Origin of the sequence: Micromonospora sp. NPDC049203 (genome assembly GCF_043197215.1) — a bacterium.
Classification (GTDB): Bacteria; Actinomycetota; Actinomycetes; order Mycobacteriales; family Micromonosporaceae; genus Micromonospora.
On record NZ_JBICSV010000002.1, the window covers coordinates 835,104 to 852,342 of the forward strand.

Sequence of the window (17,239 nt, forward strand, 5' to 3'; positions counted from 1 at the left end):
CCGTCACACCTGGGGTTGAACGACCGAACGTCCGCGATCCGTACAGAACAGCATGCTGAGATCCCCGGGCGGACGTTTAGCACCGCTCGATAGGGTCATCAGTGAGGGTTCCGCCCATCTGCCGAGGAGCACAACCATCGTGGCTGCCAACCGACCCGAGCTTCCCGCTCTCAACTGGTCCGACCTCGACCGCAGGGCCGTCGACACGGTCCGCGTGCTGGCCATGGACGCCGTGGAGAAATCCGGCAACGGCCACCCGGGGACGGCGATGAGCCTCGCCCCCGCGGCGTACCTGCTCTTCAACCGGGTCATGCGGCACAACCCCGCCGACCCGAACTGGGCCGGACGCGACCGGTTCGTGCTCTCCGCCGGCCACTCCAGCCTGACGCTCTACATCCAGCTCTTCCTGTCCGGCTACCCGCTGTCGCTGGACGACCTCAAGGCGCTGCGCCAGTGGGGCTCGCTCACCCCGGGCCACCCGGAGCACGGCCACACCCCGGGTGTGGAGACCACCACCGGCCCGCTCGGTCAGGGCCTCGGCAACGCGGTCGGCATGGCCATGGCGGCCCGCCGCGAGCGCGGCCTGTTCGACCCGGAGCCGGACCGCGCCGACTCGCCGTTCCGGCACGACATCTGGTGCATCGCCTCCGACGGTGACATCGAGGAGGGCATCACCCACGAGGCCAGCGCGCTCGCCGGCCACCAGCAGCTCGGCAACCTCTGCGTTATCTACGACGACAACGAGATCTCGATCGAGGACGACACCCGCATCGCCAAGAGCGAGGACGTGGCGGCCCGCTACGAGGCGTACGGCTGGCACGTGCAGACCGTCGACTGGCGCAGCGGCGACGCCGACCAGGGCGACTACCACGAGGACGTGGAGGCGCTTTACCAGGCGCTGCTGGCCGCCAAGGCGGAGGCCGACCGGCCGTCCTTCATCGCGCTGCGCACCATCATCGGCTGGCCCGCGCCGAACAAGCAGAACACCGGCAAGATCCACGGCTCGGCGCTCGGCGCGGACGAGGTCAAGGCCACCAAGGAGATCCTCGGCTTCGACCCGCAGCGCACCTTCGAGGTCGACGAGGAGGTGCTCAAGCACGCCCGTCAGGTGCTGGAGCGCGGCGCGCAGGCGCAGGCCGAGTGGACCACCCGGTTCGACGCCTGGGCGCAGGCAAACCCGGAGCGCAAGGCGCTGTGGGAGCGGATGGCCACCCGTACGCTGCCGACCGGCTGGACCGACGCGCTGCCCACCTTCCCGGCGGACGCCAAGGGCGTCGCCACCCGGGCCGCCTCCGGCAAGGTCCTGGAGGCCCTGGCGCCGGTGCTGCCGGAGCTGTGGGGCGGCTCGGCCGACCTGGCCGAGAGCAACAACACCACCATGAAGGGCGAGCCGTCATTCGTCCCGGCGACGCACGCCACCAAGGACTTCCCCGGCGACGAGTACGGCCGCACGCTGCACTTCGGCATCCGTGAGCACGCCATGGGCTCGATCCTCAACGGCATCGCCCTGCACGGCGGCACCCGCCCCTACGGCGGCACGTTCCTGGTGTTCAGCGACTACATGCGCCCGGCGGTACGGCTGGCCGCGCTGATGAAGCTGCCGGTGACCTACGTCTGGACGCACGACTCGATCGGCCTCGGCGAGGACGGCCCGACGCACCAGCCGATCGAGCACCTGACCGCGCTGCGGGCCATTCCCGGCCTGGACGTGGTCCGCCCGGCCGACGCCAACGAGACGGTCTGGGCCTGGCGGCAGGCGCTGGAGCACACCGACCGGCCGACCGCGCTGGCGCTCAGCCGGCAGGCGCTGCCGACGCTCGACCGCACCGAGCTGGCCGGCGCCGAGGGCGTGGCCAAGGGCGGGTACGTGCTGGCCGAGGCGTCGAACGGCAAGCCGCAGGTGATCATCGTCGGCACCGGCTCCGAGGTGCAGCTCTGCCTCACCGCGCGGGAGCGGCTGGAGGCCGACGGCACCCCCACCCGGGTCGTCTCCATGCCCTGCCAGGAGTGGTTCTTCGCCCAGGACGAGGCGTACCGGGAGTCGGTGCTGCCGCGCGGGGTAAAGGCACGGGTGAGCGTGGAGGCGGGCATCGCGATGTCGTGGCGGGCGATCGTCGGCGACAGCGGCGAGAGCGTGAGCATCGAGCACTACGGCGCCAGCGCGCCGCACACCGTGCTCTTCGAGCAGTTCGGGTTCACCCCCGACCGGATCGTGGCCGCCGCGCACGCGGCGCTGACCCGGGTGGGCGACATCACCGGTTTCACGACCGGCAACTGAGGGGAGCGTGGGCGTCATGACCGACAGGCTGAAGGAGCTCCAGGGCGCCGGGGTGGCGATCTGGCTCGACGATCTCTCCCGGGTACGGCTGACCTCCGGCGGGCTGGACAAGCTGCGCCGGGAGTCCCACGTGGCCGGGGTGACCACCAACCCGACGATCTTCGCCAAGGCGCTGAGCGACGCCGACGAGTACGACTGGCAGCTTCGCGACCTCGCCGTACGCGGCGTGGACGTCGAGGAGGCGGTCCGCATGCTCACCACGTACGACGTGCGGTGGGCGTGCGACGTGATGCGCCCGTCGTACGAGGCCAGCGGCGGCGTGGACGGGCGGGTGTCGATCGAGGTGGACCCGCGCTCGGCGCACGACGCGGCGAAGACCGTCGCCGAGGCCAAGGCGCTGTGGTGGCTTGTCGACCGGCCGAACCTGTTCATCAAGATCCCGGCCACCGAGGAGGGCCTGCCGGCGATCACCGCGACGCTCGCCGAGGGGATCAGCGTCAACGTCACGCTGATCTTCGGCCTGGACCGCTACTCGCAGGTGATGGAGGCCTTCCTGGCCGGCCTGGAGCAGGCGAAGGCCAACGGGCACGACCTGTCGAAGATCGGCTCGGTCGCCTCGTTCTTCGTCTCCCGGGTCGACACCGAGGTGGACAAGCGGCTGGAGAAGATCGGCTCGGACCAGGCCAAGGCGCTGCGCGGCAAGGCCGCGGTGGCCAACGCCCGGCTGGCGTACGAGCGCTACGGCGAGGTGTTCTCCTCGGCGCGCTGGCAGAAGCTGGCCGACGCGGGCGCCCACCCGCAGCGCCCGCTGTGGGCCTCCACCTCGACGAAGAACCCGGACTACCGGGACGTCATCTACGTCGAGGAGCTGATCGCGCCCGGCACCGTCAACACCATGCCGGAACCGGTCGTCCACGCGTACGCCGAGCACGGCGAGACGAAGGCGGACACCGTCACCGTCGCGTACGACGACGCCCGCCGGGTCTTCGACGACCTGCTGGCGGTGGGCGTGGACCTGTCCGACGTGATCGCCACGCTGGAGCGCGAGGGCGTGGAGAAGTTCGAGGCGAGCTGGGTGGAGCTGCTGGAGGGGGTCAAGAAGTCCCTCGCCGAGGCGGCCAAGGGCTCGGGTAGCCCGCACCGGGCCGCCGGGAAGAACGCGCAGGCGGCCCAGCAGGCCGGCGGCAACGCGTGACCGACGGCGTCCGACGCGTCCCGGGGCCGGGCCCCGGGACGCGTCGCGCCGTACCGTGGAACGGGTGAGGTGGTTGCCGGTGAGCGAGCCCGAGGTGACGCCGTGACCCCGGCCGCCGGACGGCCGGTCACCGCCGGCCGCGGACCGCGCCGGCCGGCACACACCGACCCGCACGGCCGGCGCCTCCAGATCACCGGTGCGGTCACCGATGATCTGGGCGGGCCCGGCCGTCCGTACACCTTCGCGCAGCTCCAGGCGGCCCGGGCCGCCGGCGACCGGCGGGCCCTGGCCGGCCGGGAGCGCCAGGTGCTGCACCTGACCGAGCGGGCGGCGGGTGCCGCCCCGCTCCTTCACACGGCCGGACGGACACGCACGTGACGATCAATGACCTGGAATCAGCGGACCGAGACGCAGGAGGAGGTGGCCCGGTGAACCCGCTGCGCGATCCGCAGGACCGGCGGCTGCCCCGGATCCCCGAGCCGTGTGCCCTGGTGATCTTCGGGGTGACCGGCGACCTGGCCCGCAAGAAACTGCTGCCGGCGGTCTACGACCTGGCCAACCGGGGGCTCCTGCCGCCCGGCTTCGTGGTCCTGGGCTTCGCCCGCCGGGACTGGGGCGACGGCGACTTCGAGTCGGTGGCGCACGAGGCGGCCAAGAAGCACGCCCGTACCCCGTGGCGGGAGGAGGTGTGGGCCCGGCTGGCCGGCAACATCAAGTTCGTCGGCGGCTCGTTCGACGACGACGCGGCGTTCGACCATCTCGCCGCCACGCTCGACGAGCTGCGCGACTCGCACGGCATCCCCGGTAACGCCGCCTTCTACTTCTCCATCCCCCCGGCGGCCTTCCCGGTGGTGCTCAAGCAGCTCGCCCGCACCGGCATGGCGGACAACGCCAAGTCCGGCGGCTGGCGACGGGTGGTGGTGGAGAAGCCGTTCGGCAACGACCTGCCCTCGGCCAAGGCGCTCAACGACCTCGTCGACGACGTCTTCACCAGCCAGGACGTGTTCCGGATCGACCACTACCTGGGCAAGGAGACGGTCCAGAACATCCTGGCGCTGCGCTTCGCGAACAACCTGTTCGAGCCGCTGTGGAACTCCAAGTACGTCGACTCGGTGCAGATCACCATGGCCGAGGACGTCGGCATCGGCACCCGCGCGGCCTTCTACGACTCCGTCGGCACCGCCCGCGACGTGCTCCAGAACCACCTGCTCCAGCTGCTCGCCCTGGTCGCCATGGAGGAGCCGACGAGCTTCGACGCCGACGAGATCCGGGCCGAGAAGCTCAAGGTGCTGAAGGCGATCACCGTGCCGCGGGACGTCGCCGAGGACACCGTGCGCGGCCAGTACCTGCCCGGCTGGGTGGGTGGCGAGCGCGCCAAGGGCTACCTGGAGGAGGAGGGCGTCCCGGAGGGCTCCACCACCGAGACGTACGTGGCGGTGAAGCTGGGCATCCAGAACCGCCGCTGGGCCGGGGTGCCGTTCTACATCCGGGCCGGCAAGCGGCTGCCCCGGCGGGTCACCGAGGTGGCCATCATGTTCAAGAAGGCGCCGCACCTGCCGTTCAACGCCGCCGACATGGAGTCCCTCGGCCCCAACCAGCTGGTCATCCGGGTGCAGCCGGACGAGGGCGTGGTGCTGAAGTTCGGCTCCAAGGTGCCGGGCACCACGATGGAGGTCCGCGACATCGCGATGGACTTCCAGTACGGCGAGGCGTTCACCGAGTCCAGCCCCGAGGCGTACGAGCGGCTGGTGCTGGACGTGCTGATCGGCGACCGGACGCTGTTCCCGGACGCCGCCGAGGTGGAGCAGAGCTGGCAGGTCGTCGACCCGCTGGAGCACGCCTGGGCGGGCACCACACCCGAGCCGTACCGGGCCGGCGAGTGGGGGCCGCGCGCCGCCGACGAGATGCTGGCCCGCGAGGGCCGGGCTTGGAGAAGAGCATGATCGGGCTGTGGGACACCACCGGCAACGAGGTGGTCAAGGCGCTGGCCGCGGAACGGCGCAGCGCGGGCGGGGTGGCCAGCGGCATGGCGCTCACGCTGATCGTGGTGGTGGACGAGAAGCGGGTACGCGAGGCCGAGGCGGCGGCCACCATCGCCGCGGCGGCGCATCCGTGCCGCCTGCTCGTGGTGGTGCGCTCCGACGTGGAGCGGGACCGCAACCGGCTGGACGCGGAGATCGTCGTGGGTGGCCGGCTCGGGCCGTGCGAGGCGGTGGTGACCCGGATGTACGGGCGGCTCGCGCTGCACGCCGAGTCGGTGGTGATGCCACTGCTGGTGCCGGACGTACCGGTGGTGACGTGGTGGCACGGCGAACCGCCGGCGGAGATCTCCACCGACTTCCTCGGCGTGGTCGCGGACCGGCGGATCACCGACGCGGCGCAGGCAGCCGACCCGATCGCCGCGCTGCGGCAGCGGGCGCACGACTACGCTCCCGGCGACACCGACCTGGCGTGGACCCGGATCACCCCGTGGCGCACGCTCGTGGCGGGCGCGTTCGACACCACCCAGGCCCGGGTCACCGAGGCGAGCGTGGTGGCGCCCCCGTCGGACCCGACGGCGGCGCTGATGCGCGGCTGGCTCAACGCCCGGCTCGGCATCGACCCGGTCATGACCGCCACCGAGGAGTTCCCGCGGATGCGCCAGGTGCAGTTGCGCTGCGCCAACGGCGACGAGCTGACGCTGACCCGGGACGACAGCATCGCGGTGTTCCGGCGTACCGGCCAGGAGGACCGCACGCTGCCGCTGGTCCGCCGGCCGCTCGGCGACGAACTGGCCGAGGAGCTGCGCCGTCTGGACGCCGACCAGGTGTACGCGGAGGCGCTCGGCGCCGCGGCCGGGATCACCGGGCTCGACCAGCGTCCGGCCCAGCGGGTGCACGTGTGGAAGGATCCGGCGACCGCCCGGCGGGCCGAGGCCGGCGTGACCGCGCACGCGGGCGCGACAGCTAACGAGTGACCGCCCGGACCGGGCGGTCGAAGGCACAGGAGACCGCCGGTGGGCGGTCGGAACACGAGGGCACGACGGATGACTGAGGCGAGTGTCGCCGTACACGCCGGCCCCGACCTGCTCGCGCAGGCGGTGGCGGCCCGGTTGGTGGTGAAGCTGCTCGACGCGCAGGCCGAGCGTGGCCAGGCGTCGGTGGTGCTGACCGGCGGGCGGATCGCCGCGGCGGTGTACCGGGCGGTCGGGCAGCTGCCCGCCCGGGACGCGGTCGACTGGTCCCGGGTCGACGTGTGGTGGGGCGACGAGCGGTTCCTGCCGGCCGGCGACCCGGAACGCAACGAGACGCAGGCGCGGGCGGCGCTGCTGGACTCGGTGCCGCTGGACCCGGCCCGGGTGCACCCGATGCCGGCGTCGGACGGCCCGGCCGGCGACGACCCGGAGGCGGCAGCGGCCGGGTACGCGCGGGAACTCGCGACGGCGGCCCGGCCCGGGAACGCGCTCGTGCCGCACTTCGACGTGCTGATGCTCGGCGTCGGCGAGGACGGGCACGTGGCGTCGGTGTTCCCCGAGCACCCGGTGCACCACGACAACCGGCCGGTCAGCGCGGTGCGGGGCAGCCCGAAGCCGCCGCCGGTGCGGACCACGCTGACCCTGCCGACGATCAACACGGCCGAGGAGGTGTGGCTGATCGCCGCCGGGGCGGACAAGGCCCGCGCGGTCGGCATGGCGCTGGCCGGGGCGGGGCCGGTGCAGCTGCCGGCCGCCGGGGTGCGGGGCGTCTCCCGTACCCTCTGGCTGCTCGACCGGGCCGCGGCGGCCAACGTGCCGCCCCGCCTGCGCAGTCTCCGCTGAGGTGTAAGGAAGGGCCCCTTCTTAACGTCTCCGGTAGAGAAGGGGCCCCTTCTTAACACCTCGGGTCAGGCCCGGCCGCGGCGACGCCGCAGCGCGTCGAGCGCCTCGGCGAGCAGTGCCTCACCCTCCTCCGGCGTCCGCCGCTCCTGCACGTACGCCAGATGGGTCTTGTACGGCTCGGCGCGCTGGCGGCCCGGCGGGTCGCCCGGGTCGGGGCCGGCGGGCTCGCCGCAGCGCGGGCACTCCCAGGTGGCGGGCGTCTCCGCCTCGGCGGCGATCAGGAACTCGACCCGGTGCCCGTGGCGGCACCAGTAGACGACCGGGCGGCGCGGCGCGGGCTCGACCCGCTGGTCGAACCGCTCGGGGGCGGACCCGATGCGGGTGCCGCGGATGACGTTGTTGCTGGGCACTGTTGCTCGCTCCCTGTCGTCGGAGGGGACCGCCGCCGGAGGGGGTGGGCGACGGGCGACGCGCGGAGAAACAAAACTGCGCGCGGTCCGTGACGGACCGCGCGCAGATTGTACGCTTCTCAGCGCCGACTCAGGTGCCGCTGGCCATCTGCAGCCGCAGCCAGAGGCCGAGCCCGACGATGCACGCGAACCAGACGATTCCCACCAGAACGGTGTAGCGGTCGAGGTTCTTCTCGGCCACCGACGACCCGGCCAGGCTGGAGCTGACCCCGCCGCCGAACATGCTCGACAACCCGCCGCCCTTACCACGGTGCAGGAGGATGAGCAGGGTGAGCAGGACGCTCGTGATGACCAGCAGCGTGATCATCGTGTAGGCGAACCAGATCGGCATGGCGGGGGTCAGTCCTCTCGTTGCGATCACTGCCCGGACCTGTCGGGCACTGCGGCACCGGCCGGTGGACGGGCAGCGTCAAGGATAGCGAGCGATCAGCGGGCCGTGTGCTCCGGGAACCGGCAGATCTGCGCGAACTCCTCGGCGTCGAGGCTCGCGCCCCCGACCAGGGCCCCGTCCACGTCCGGCTGAGCCATGATCGCGGCGACGTTCGACGCCTTGACCGACCCGCCGTACAGGACCCGGACCTGCTCGGCGGTGCCCGCGTCGTAGGTCTCGGCGATGCGCTTGCGCACCGCGCCGCAGACCTCCTGGGCGTCCTCCGGCGTCGCCGTCTTGCCGGTGCCGATCGCCCAGACCGGCTCGTACGCCACGACGACCTTGGTGACCTGCTCGGCGGTGAGCCCCTTGAGCGCGCCGTCGAGCTGGTCGCAGCAGTGCCGCACCTGACCCGACTGCTCCCGGACCTCCAGGCCCTCGCCGATGCAGAGGATCGGGGTGAGCCCGTTGGCCAGCGCCGCCGACACCTTCGCGTTGACGAGCGCGTCGTCCTCGTGGTGGTACTGCCGCCGCTCGGAGTGGCCGACCACCACGTAGCCGCAACCCAGCTTGGCGAGCATCGGCCCGGCGATGTCACCGGTGTACGCGCCGGACGGGTGCGGCGACAGGTCCTGCGCGCCGTAGCCGATCAGCAGCTTGTCGCCGTCCACAGCGGTCTGCACGGTACGCAGATCGGTGAAGGGCGGCAGCACCACGCACTCGACGTCGGTGAGCTGCTTCTCGTTCAGGCTCGCGGCCAGCTTCTGCACCAGCAGGTTGGCCTCGAGGTGGTTCAGGTTCATCTTCCAGTTGCCGGCCATCAGCGGCCGGCGGGTCGTGCTCGCCATTCAGTTCTCCAGAGCCGCGATGCCGGGGAGGGTCTTGCCCTCCAGGTATTCCAGGGAGGCGCCGCCGCCGGTGGAGATGTGCCCGAACGAGGACTCGTCCAGGCCCAGCGCGCGCACCGCCGCGGCCGAGTCGCCGCCGCCGACGACGCTGAACGCGTCGGCCTTGGTGATCGCCTCGGCCACGCCCCGGGTGCCGTTGGCGAACGCCGCCATCTCGAACACGCCCATCGGGCCGTTCCAGAAGATGGTCTTCGCCTGCGACAGCGCGGCGGCGAAACCGGCCACCGTCTCCGGGCCGATGTCCAGGCCCAGCCGGTGACTGGGGATGCCGTCGGCCGGCACGGTGTCGTGCGCGGCGTCCGGCGCGAACGCGTCGGCGACCACCACGTCGACCGGGAGCATGATCTTGCCCGGCGCGCGCTCCATCAGGTTGCCGCAGGTCTCGACCATGTCCTTCTCCAGCAGCGACGTGCCCACCTCGTGGCCCTGGGCCTTGAGGAAGGTGAAGCACATGCCGCCGCCGATGAGCAGCCGGTCCACCGTCGGCAGCAGCGCCTCGATCACTGCGAGCTTGTCGGAGACCTTCGAGCCCCCCAGCACCACCACGTACGGCCGCTCCGGGGAGCCGGTGAGGCGGCTGAGCACCTCGACCTCGCGCAGCACCAGCCGGCCGGCGAAGTGCGGCAGCCGGGCCGGCACGTCGTGCACGCTGGCGTGCTTGCGGTGCACCGCGCCGAACGCGTCGTCGACGTAGGCGTCGCCGAACGCGGCGAGCTGGTCGGCGAACGCGCCCCGCTCGGTGTCGTCCTTGCTGGTCTCGCCCTTGTTGAACCGCAGGTTCTCCAGCAGCGCGACCTGGCCGTCGGCCAGCCCCTCCACGGTGGACCGCGCCGAGTCACCCACGGTGTCCTCGGCGAAGGCCACCGGGGCGCCGAGCAGCTCACCGAGCCGCCCGGCGACCGGGCGGAGGCTGAACTGCGGGTCCGGGGCGCCCTTCGGGCGGCCCAGGTGCGAGCAGACGACCACCTTCGCGCCGGCCCGCACCAGCGCGCTCAGCGTCGGCAGGACGGCCCGGATCCGCCCGTCGTCGGTGATCTCCCCGGTCTGCTTGTCGAGCGGGACGTTCAGGTCGGCGCGCACCAGCACGCGCCGACCCGACACCCCCTCGGCGAGCAGGTCGTCGAGGTTGCGGATGCTCACAGCGAGCTACCCACCAGCTTGACCAGGTCCACCAGGCGGTTCGAGTAGCCCCACTCGTTGTCGTACCAGCCGACGACCTTGACCTGGTTGCCGATCACCTTGGTCAGCGGCGCGTCGAAGATGCACGACGCCGGGTCGGTCACGATGTCGGCGGAGACGATCGGGTCCTCGTTGTAGCTGAGGATGCCCCGCAGCGGGCCCTCGGCGGCGGCCTTGAGCGCGGCGTTGACCTCGTCCACAGTGGTCTCCCGGCCGACAGTGACGGTCAGGTCGGTGGCCGAGCCGGTCGGGATCGGCACGCGCAGCGCGTAGCCGTCCAGCTTGCCCTTCAGCTCCGGCAGGACCAGGCCGATGGCCTTCGCGGCGCCGGTCGACGTCGGCACGATGTTCAGCGCGGCGGCCCGGGCCCGGCGCAGGTCCTTGTGCGGCGCGTCCTGCAGGTTCTGGTCCTGCGTGTACGCGTGGATGGTGGTCATCAGACCCTGCTGGATGCCGAACGTGTCCTGCAGGACCTTCGCCATCGGGGCGAGGCAGTTGGTGGTGCAGGAGGCGTTCGAGATGATGTTGTGCTTGGCCGGGTCGTACTGGTCCTGGTTGACGCCCATGACCACGGTGACGTCCTCGTTCTTCGCCGGAGCGGAGATGATGACCTTCTTGGCCCCGCCGTCGAGGTGCGCCTTCGCCTTGGTGGCGTCGGTGAAGAAGCCGGTGGACTCGATGACCACGTCGGCGCCGACCTCGCCCCACGGCAGCTTGGCCGGGTCCTTCTCGGCGTACGCCTTGATGGTCTTGCCGCCCACGGTGATCTCGTCGGCGGTGGCCTTCACCTCGTGCGGGAGGCGGCCCAGGATGCTGTCGTACTTGACAAGGTGGGCGAGCGTCGCGTTGTCGGTCAGGTCGTTGACCGCCACGACCTCGATGTCAGCGCCGGACGCCAGCACTGCCCGGAAGAAGTTGCGGCCGATCCGGCCGAAGCCGTTGATGCCAACCCGGATGGTCACAGGTCCCATCTCCTCGCGTTCTGGTCCGCCGGCGCCAGACCGCTGCCGGCGGAGGTGTGTGCGCCGACCGTTGGAGCCGGCCGTCGACATGTCATCTCGGCCACCCCGCCGCGGTCACGGAGACCTGACCGCCCGAGGCGGTGAGCACGGCGAGGGATGCCTGTGCGCGGCCCCCTTGCCGTACGCAGCGACCATATCCGAGCGTGCGACGTCGCGCTGCGGCGGGTGGTGATCCCGCTCGCGGTGCGCCGCCGCCCGAGTCCTATCAGACCACGAGCATGTCCGGCGTGACTGCCGCTTCGGTATCCGGGATGCCCAGGTCACGGGCCCGCTTGTCGGCCAGCGCGAGCAGCCTGCGGATCCGGCCGGCGATGGCGTCCTTCGTCAGCGGCGGCTCGGCGAGCGCGCCCAGTTCCTCCAGCGACGCCTGGCGGTGCTCCAGCCGCAGCCGGCCGGCCGAGGTCAGGTGGTTCGGCGCGTCGTCCGCGAGGATCTCCAGCGCGCGGGTCACCCGGGCGGCGGCGGCCACCGCGGCACGCGCGGAACGGCGCAGGTTGGCGTCGTCGAAGTTGGCCAGCCGGTTCGCGGTGGCGCGCACCTCCCGGCGTACCCTCCGCTCCTCCCAGGCCAGCACGCTGGAGTGCGCCCCTATGCGGGTGAGCAGCGCGGCGATCGCGTCGCCATCCTTGACCACCACCCGGTCCACGCCGCGCACCTCGCGGTTCTTCGCGGTGATGCCGATGCGGCGGGCCGCGCCGACGAGCGCCAGCGCCGACTCCGGACCGGGACAGGTGATCTCCAGCGCGCTGGAGCGGCCCGGCTCGGTGAGCGAGCCGTGCGCCATGAACGCCCCCCGCCAGGCCGAGACGGCACAGCAGACGTTCGCGGCCACCACGTGCGGCGGCAGGCCGCGCACCGGACGGCCGCGCACGTCGAGCAGACCGGTCTGCCGGGCGAGCGCCTCGCCGTCCTTGACCACCCGCACGATGAAGTGGCTGCCCTTGCGCAGCCCGCCGGAGGCGAGCACGTGGATCTCACTCGGGTAGCCGTAGACCTCGGCGATCTCCCGCCGCAGCCGGCGGGCCACCGCGCCGGTGTCCAGCTCCGCCTCGACCACGACGCGACCCGACACGATGTGCAGGCCACCCGCGAAACGCAGCAGGGCGGCCATCTCCGCCCGCCGACAGCAGGGCTTGGGCACGTCGACCCGACTCAGCTCGTCCTTGACCGCAGCCGTCATCGCCATAGTGCGCCCCCTCACGGACCGGTTCCGGCGTGTCGCCGGTGATTACGTACGTGTCTAACGATCGGCGCGCAGGACAGGCACCAGCGCGGCGCCCAACGCGGCTGGATCATGACGGGGCGTGCCGTCGAGGACGGCGACGGGAGCGAGGACCAGCCGGGCACCAAGCGATTCTGCCGCACGTTCGACCGCCGCGGGATCACCCACCGCCGTGGAGTCGGCGAGCACCCGGTCCACCTTCAGCTCGGGCAGATAGCGCCGAAGCGTGTCCAGATGGTCGGGAAGGGAGAGCCCCGAGGTCTCGTTCTCGGCCACCAGGTTGAGCGTCACCAGCCGCCGCGCCGGGCTGGACACGATCGCGTCGGCCAGCCCCGGCACCAGCAGGTGCGGCAGCACGCTCGTGTACCAGCTCCCCGGGCCGAAGATCAGCCAGTCCGCGGCGCGTACCGCGGTCACCGCCTCGGCGCACGCGGCCGGCGCGGACGGGCTGAGCCGCAGCGACTCGACGGTGCCCGGGGTGACCGCGACCTGGTGCTGGCCGCGCACCGTGGACACCTCGTCCGGGTGCTCCGGGTCGGCGCCGCGGACCCGGGCCTCGATGCCCACCGGCTGGCGGGACATCGGCAGCACCCGCCCCACCGCGCCGAGCATCGCCCCGGCGTGGTCGAGCGCGGCCACCGGGTCGCCGAGCAGCTCGGTGAGCCCGTGCAGCAGCAGGTTGCCGACCGCGTGGCCGGCCAGCGAGTCGCCGACCGTCACCGGTACCGGCGCGGCGAGCGTCGGCGCCGGCGGCACGGCGGCGGCGAAGCGGTGCTGGAACAACGCCGCGCTGCGCCGGGTGGCCGGGTGGTCGCCGGCCAGCGCGACCAGCGCCTGACGCAGGTCGCCCGGCGGCAGGCCGCCGCGCTCGGCGCGCAACCGGCCGCTGGAGCCGCCGTCGTCGCCGACGGTGACCACCGCGGTGATGTCCAGGTCAAGCTCGGGTACGCAGTGCCGCAGCGCCCGCAGCGACGCCGAGAGCCCGTGCCCGCCGCCGAAGGCGACCACCCTGGTCGGGATCACTCCCGCCCCAGGTCCCGGTGCTGGGCGTTGGCGGCGATGCCGGAGTGGCGCAGGCGGGAGGCCAGCTCCTCGGCGATGGCCACGCTGCGGTGCTTGCCGCCGGTGCAGCCGACCGCCACGGTCAGGTAGCGCTTGCCCTCCCGCTCGAACCCGGCGGTGGTGGCGTTCACCAGGTCGGCGTACCCGGCCACGAACGCGTCGGCGCCCTCCTGGCCCAGCACGTACGCGCTGACCGCCTCCTCCCGGCCGGTGTGCTCGCGCAGCTCCGGCACCCAGTACGGATTCGGCAGGAACCGGGCGTCCATCACGAAGTCGGCGTCCGGCGGCAGGCCGTACTTGAAGCCGAACGAGATCACCGTGATCCGCAGCCGGCGGGCGTCCTCACCGCCGAACAGCTCCTCCACCCGGCGGCGCAGCTGGTTCACGTTCAGGTGGCTGGTGTCGATGATCACGTCGGCCTGCTCGCGGGCCTCCTCCAGCAGCGTCCGCTCGACAGCGATGCCGTCGGCGAGCCGCCCGTCGCCCTGCAACGGGTGCGAGCGGCGCACGCTCTCGAACCGGCGGATCAGCACCTCGTCGTCGGCGTCGACGAAGACCACCCGGGGCTGGAAGCCGCGCTCCCGCAGCTCCCGGATCGCCCCGGCCAGGTCGGTGGAGAACGCGCGCGAGCGCACGTCCAGCACCATCGCCGTACGCCGGGCCGCGCCGCCGGCCTTGAACGCCAGCTCGGCCATGTCGAGAAGCAGTGCCTGCGGCAGGTTGTCGACCACGTAGTAGCCGACGTTCTCCAGCGCCCGGGCCACGGTGCTGCGCCCGCCGCCGGACAGGCCGGTCACCACCACCAGTGAGGTGTCCGACTCGGCCGGCGCTGTCTCCCCCTCGGTCCGTCCCAGGTCACCCGCTGTACGCGCCTCGCTCACCCGCTACCCCCAGCCGTGGCGCCGCGGCCGGTCGGCCGCGCATGGTCAATCAGCGACTCTAACGGCTGCGACCCGGCCCGGGATTCCACGGGGTGACGACCGGAACATGTCGGCGGCCCCAGCACGGCTCGCCGGGACGGGCGGTGTCGGGGGACGCTCGTAGACTGCGCGGATGGTCTCCCCCACCGACGAGCGGACCACCTCCGCACCGGCCGGCGACGCGCTCGACGTGTTGCGGCGGGTCTTCGGGTACGACGCGTTCCGCGGCTTCCAGCAGGAGGTCGTCGACCACGTGGTGGCCGGCGGCGACGCGCTGGTGCTCATGCCCACCGGTGGCGGCAAGTCGCTGTGCTACCAGATCCCCGCGCTGGTCCGCGACGGCGTGGCGGTGGTCGTCTCGCCGCTGATCGCGCTCATGCAGGACCAGGTCGACGCGCTGACAGCGGTCGGCGTCCGGGCCGGGTTCCTCAACTCGACCCAGGATCCCGCGCAGCGGCGCCGGGTCGAGTCGGCCTACCTCGCCGGTGAGCTGGACCTGCTCTATCTGGCCCCGGAAGGGCTGGCCGTGCGGTCCACGCTCGGCCTGCTGGAACGCGGCCGGATCGCGCTGTTCGCGATCGACGAGGCGCACTGCGTCTCGCAGTGGGGGCACGACTTCCGCCCCGACTACCTCAACCTGTCGATGCTGCACGAGCGCTGGCCGGACGTACCGCGCATCGCGCTGACCGCCACCGCGACCCGGGCCACGCGCACCGAGATCGCCACCCGGCTGCGGCTCACCGAGGCGCGGCACTTCGTGGCCAGCTTCGACCGGCCCAACATCCAGTACCGCATCGTGCCCAAGCGGGAACCGCGCCGCCAGCTGCTGAGCCTGCTGCGCGACGAGCACCCGGGCGACGCCGGCATCGTCTACTGCCTGTCCCGGGCCTCGGTGGAGAAGACCGCCGAGTTCCTGGTCGCCAACGGCATCCCGGCGCTGCCGTACCACGCCGGGCTGGACGCCGCGACCCGCGCCGCCAACCAGCAGCGGTTCCTGCGCGAGGACGGCCTGGTCATGGTCGCCACCATCGCGTTCGGCATGGGCATCGACAAGCCCGACGTACGCTTCGTCGCCCACCTGGACCTGCCGAAGTCGGTCGAGGGCTACTACCAGGAGACCGGCCGCGCCGGGCGCGACGGGCTGCCGTCCACGGCCTGGCTGGCGTACGGGCTCCAGGACGTGGTGCAGCAGCGCAAGATGATCGAGACGTCCGAGGGCGACCTCGCGCACCGGCGCAACCTGGCCGCCCACCTGGACGCGATGCTGGCGCTCTGCGAGACGGTCCGCTGCCGCCGCGCCCAGCTGCTCGAATACTTCGGCGAGGCCGGGGTGGCCGACTGCGGCAACTGCGACACCTGCCTCGAACCGCCGGAGTCCTGGGACGGCACCGTCGCCGCGCAGAAGCTGCTGTCCACCGTCTACCGGCTCGACCGCGAGCGCAACCAGCGCTTCGGCGCCGGGCACAGCATCGACATCCTGCTCGGCAAGCACACCGACAAGATCGACCAGTACGGCCACGACGCGCTGAGCACCTTCGGCATCGGCACCGAGCTGCGCGAGGCCGAGTGGCGTGGCGTGGTACGGCAACTGCTCGCCGAAGGGCTGCTCGCGGTCGAGGGCGACTACGGCACACTGGCGCTGACCGAGGCCAGCGCGGACGTGCTCGGCCGCCGCCGTACCGTCACGCTGCGCAAGGAGCCCGAGCGTCCGGCGGCCGGCCGGTCCGCCAAGCCCCGGGGCGCGGCCACCGTTGTCGCCGACCTCTCCCCCGCCGCCGCGCCCGTCTTCGAGCGGCTCCGCGCCTGGCGCGCGGCCACCGCCAAGGAGCAGGGCGTCCCGGCGTACGTCATCTTCCACGACGCGACCCTGCGGCAGATCGCCGCCGAGCCGCCGGCCTCGCTTGCCGAGCTGTCCAGGGTCAACGGCGTCGGGGAGAACAAGCTCGCCAAGTATGGCGAGTCGATCCTGGCCGTGCTCGCCGAGTCCTGACACGCACGCGCGGAAGGGCCCGGCCCCGTGGTGGGGTCGGGCCCTTCCGGCGTGCTGTGGCCTCGCAAGTGTTCTTGCTCTGCGGCCATGGGTGCGGCGGATTGGTCAGCTGGTGCTGTAGCCGCGGGTGGCGATCCAGTCGGCGAGGTTGTCGATGCTCATGCGGTAGGTGGCGGTGTTCGGGTCGGCGCTGTCGGCGATGGTGACGGTCTTACCGTCGTCGCGGTAGCCGATGACGCTGATGTAGTGGCCGCCCTCGAAGGAGTGAGCGTTGCCGTCGGTGTCGGTGGCGGTGCCGGCGATGTTGGCGACCACGGCCCGGCCGGCGTCGACGGTCTTGACGACGTCGGCGCGCAGGGTGTCGGTCTGCTTGTCGTCGGCCTTGGGGGTGCTGATCTCGACGGACTTGTAGGCGTCCTTGGCGCCGGTCTCCTTGTTCAGCACCGGGGTGATGTCGTTGATGGAGTCGGTGCCGGCCTCGGTGGTGCCCATCTCCTTGGCCATGGCGTGCACGTCGATGTTCTTGCCCTGCACGCTCAGGGCGTTGCGGGCGGCGGCGGGGCCGCAGAAGTAGAAGTTGGGCTGCGCTTCGTAGCGGACGTCGAGTTCCCGCTCGCCGTGTCCCTTGCGGTCGGCCACCACGGTGGTGGTGCTGGTGGTGGGGGCGGCGTGGGCGGCGATGGCGGGGCCGGCGATGCCTCCGGCGGTGGCGGCGATACCGGCAGCGGTCAGAACGGTCTTGCGCAGCAGAGTGGTAGCCATGATGGTTGCCTCCCTGAAGTGGGGGATGACGCGGCGGGGGTGCCGCGAAAGGGGGAAAGTCTTCG

At 72.4% G+C, this 17,239-nt stretch carries 16 protein-coding genes; 7 read left to right on the forward strand and 9 right to left on the reverse strand.

Features of this window, described 5'->3' with window-relative positions; genetic code table 11:
• Positions 1-139 precede the first annotated feature (139 nt).
• From tkt to pgl, 6 genes are all read left to right on the forward strand, one after another.
• Positions 140-2,278 carry a transketolase gene (gene tkt / locus ACGFIA_RS08195; RefSeq protein WP_393259191.1) on the forward strand — a complete coding sequence of 713 codons (2,139 nt, stop codon included), beginning with the start codon at positions 140-142 and terminating at the stop codon, positions 2,276-2,278.
• Between the two features lie 16 nt (positions 2,279-2,294).
• The gene (tal, locus tag ACGFIA_RS08200) at positions 2,295-3,473 is read left to right on the forward strand and encodes a transaldolase (RefSeq protein WP_357476896.1); all 1,179 of its coding nucleotides are present in this window, start codon (positions 2,295-2,297) and stop codon (positions 3,471-3,473) included.
• 102 nt (positions 3,474-3,575) lie between these two features.
• Entirely contained in the window at positions 3,576-3,851 is a 276-nt protein-coding gene (locus ACGFIA_RS08205; RefSeq protein WP_393259193.1) for a hypothetical protein, read from the forward strand.
• A 50-nt stretch (positions 3,852-3,901) separates the two neighbouring features.
• Positions 3,902-5,416 carry a glucose-6-phosphate dehydrogenase gene (gene zwf / locus ACGFIA_RS08210; RefSeq protein ID WP_357476893.1) on the forward strand — a complete coding sequence of 505 codons (1,515 nt, stop codon included), beginning with the start codon at positions 3,902-3,904 and terminating at the stop codon, positions 5,414-5,416.
• Positions 5,413-6,429, forward strand: coding sequence for a glucose-6-phosphate dehydrogenase assembly protein OpcA (locus ACGFIA_RS08215; protein ID WP_357381028.1), 1,017 nt, complete (start codon positions 5,413-5,415; stop codon positions 6,427-6,429). The genes zwf and ACGFIA_RS08215 overlap by 4 nt, the downstream gene beginning before the upstream one ends.
• Before the next feature lie 69 nt (positions 6,430-6,498).
• On the forward strand, positions 6,499-7,269 hold the full coding sequence (pgl, locus tag ACGFIA_RS08220) for a 6-phosphogluconolactonase (protein ID WP_357381026.1): 771 nt from the start codon (positions 6,499-6,501) through the stop codon (positions 7,267-7,269).
• 65 nt (positions 7,270-7,334) lie between these two features.
• Here pgl and ACGFIA_RS08225 read toward each other — a convergent pair whose 3' ends face one another.
• From ACGFIA_RS08225 to rapZ, 8 genes are all read right to left on the reverse strand, one after another.
• A complete protein-coding gene (locus ACGFIA_RS08225; protein ID WP_018788218.1) occupies positions 7,335-7,679 on the reverse strand; it encodes an RNA polymerase-binding protein RbpA in 345 nt (114 codons plus the stop codon).
• 130 nt (positions 7,680-7,809) lie between these two features.
• Positions 7,810-8,070, reverse strand: coding sequence for a preprotein translocase subunit SecG (secG, locus tag ACGFIA_RS08230; RefSeq protein ID WP_091420428.1), 261 nt, complete (start codon positions 8,068-8,070; stop codon positions 7,810-7,812).
• A gap of 95 nt (positions 8,071-8,165) precedes the next feature.
• Entirely contained in the window at positions 8,166-8,957 is a 792-nt protein-coding gene (gene tpiA, locus ACGFIA_RS08235; protein WP_357381024.1) for a triose-phosphate isomerase, read from the reverse strand.
• Complete coding sequence (locus ACGFIA_RS08240; RefSeq protein ID WP_393259196.1) at positions 8,958-10,157, reverse strand: phosphoglycerate kinase; 1,200 nt, start codon at positions 10,155-10,157, stop codon at positions 8,958-8,960.
• Positions 10,154-11,158 (reverse strand): type I glyceraldehyde-3-phosphate dehydrogenase, encoded by a 1,005-nt coding sequence (gene gap / locus ACGFIA_RS08245; protein ID WP_357476887.1) that lies wholly within the window; start codon positions 11,156-11,158, stop codon positions 10,154-10,156. The genes ACGFIA_RS08240 and gap overlap by 4 nt, the downstream gene beginning before the upstream one ends.
• 265 nt (positions 11,159-11,423) lie before the next feature.
• The gene (whiA, locus tag ACGFIA_RS08250) at positions 11,424-12,404 is read right to left on the reverse strand and encodes a DNA-binding protein WhiA (RefSeq protein WP_018788213.1); all 981 of its coding nucleotides are present in this window, start codon (positions 12,402-12,404) and stop codon (positions 11,424-11,426) included.
• 54 nt (positions 12,405-12,458) lie between these two features.
• The gene (gene yvcK, locus ACGFIA_RS08255; RefSeq protein ID WP_357381018.1) at positions 12,459-13,463 is read right to left on the reverse strand and encodes a uridine diphosphate-N-acetylglucosamine-binding protein YvcK; all 1,005 of its coding nucleotides are present in this window, start codon (positions 13,461-13,463) and stop codon (positions 12,459-12,461) included.
• A complete protein-coding gene (rapZ, locus tag ACGFIA_RS08260) occupies positions 13,460-14,356 on the reverse strand; it encodes an RNase adapter RapZ (RefSeq protein WP_135244018.1) in 897 nt (298 codons plus the stop codon). The genes yvcK and rapZ overlap by 4 nt, the downstream gene beginning before the upstream one ends.
• A gap of 199 nt (positions 14,357-14,555) precedes the next feature.
• Here rapZ and recQ point away from each other — a divergent pair, with 199 nt between their 5' ends.
• Complete coding sequence (recQ, locus tag ACGFIA_RS08265) at positions 14,556-16,412, forward strand: DNA helicase RecQ (protein ID WP_393259199.1); 1,857 nt, start codon at positions 14,556-14,558, stop codon at positions 16,410-16,412.
• A gap of 105 nt (positions 16,413-16,517) precedes the next feature.
• Here recQ and ACGFIA_RS08270 read toward each other — a convergent pair whose 3' ends face one another.
• Complete coding sequence (locus ACGFIA_RS08270; protein WP_393259201.1) at positions 16,518-17,174, reverse strand: C39 family peptidase; 657 nt, start codon at positions 17,172-17,174, stop codon at positions 16,518-16,520.
• Positions 17,175-17,239: the final 65 nt, after the last annotated feature.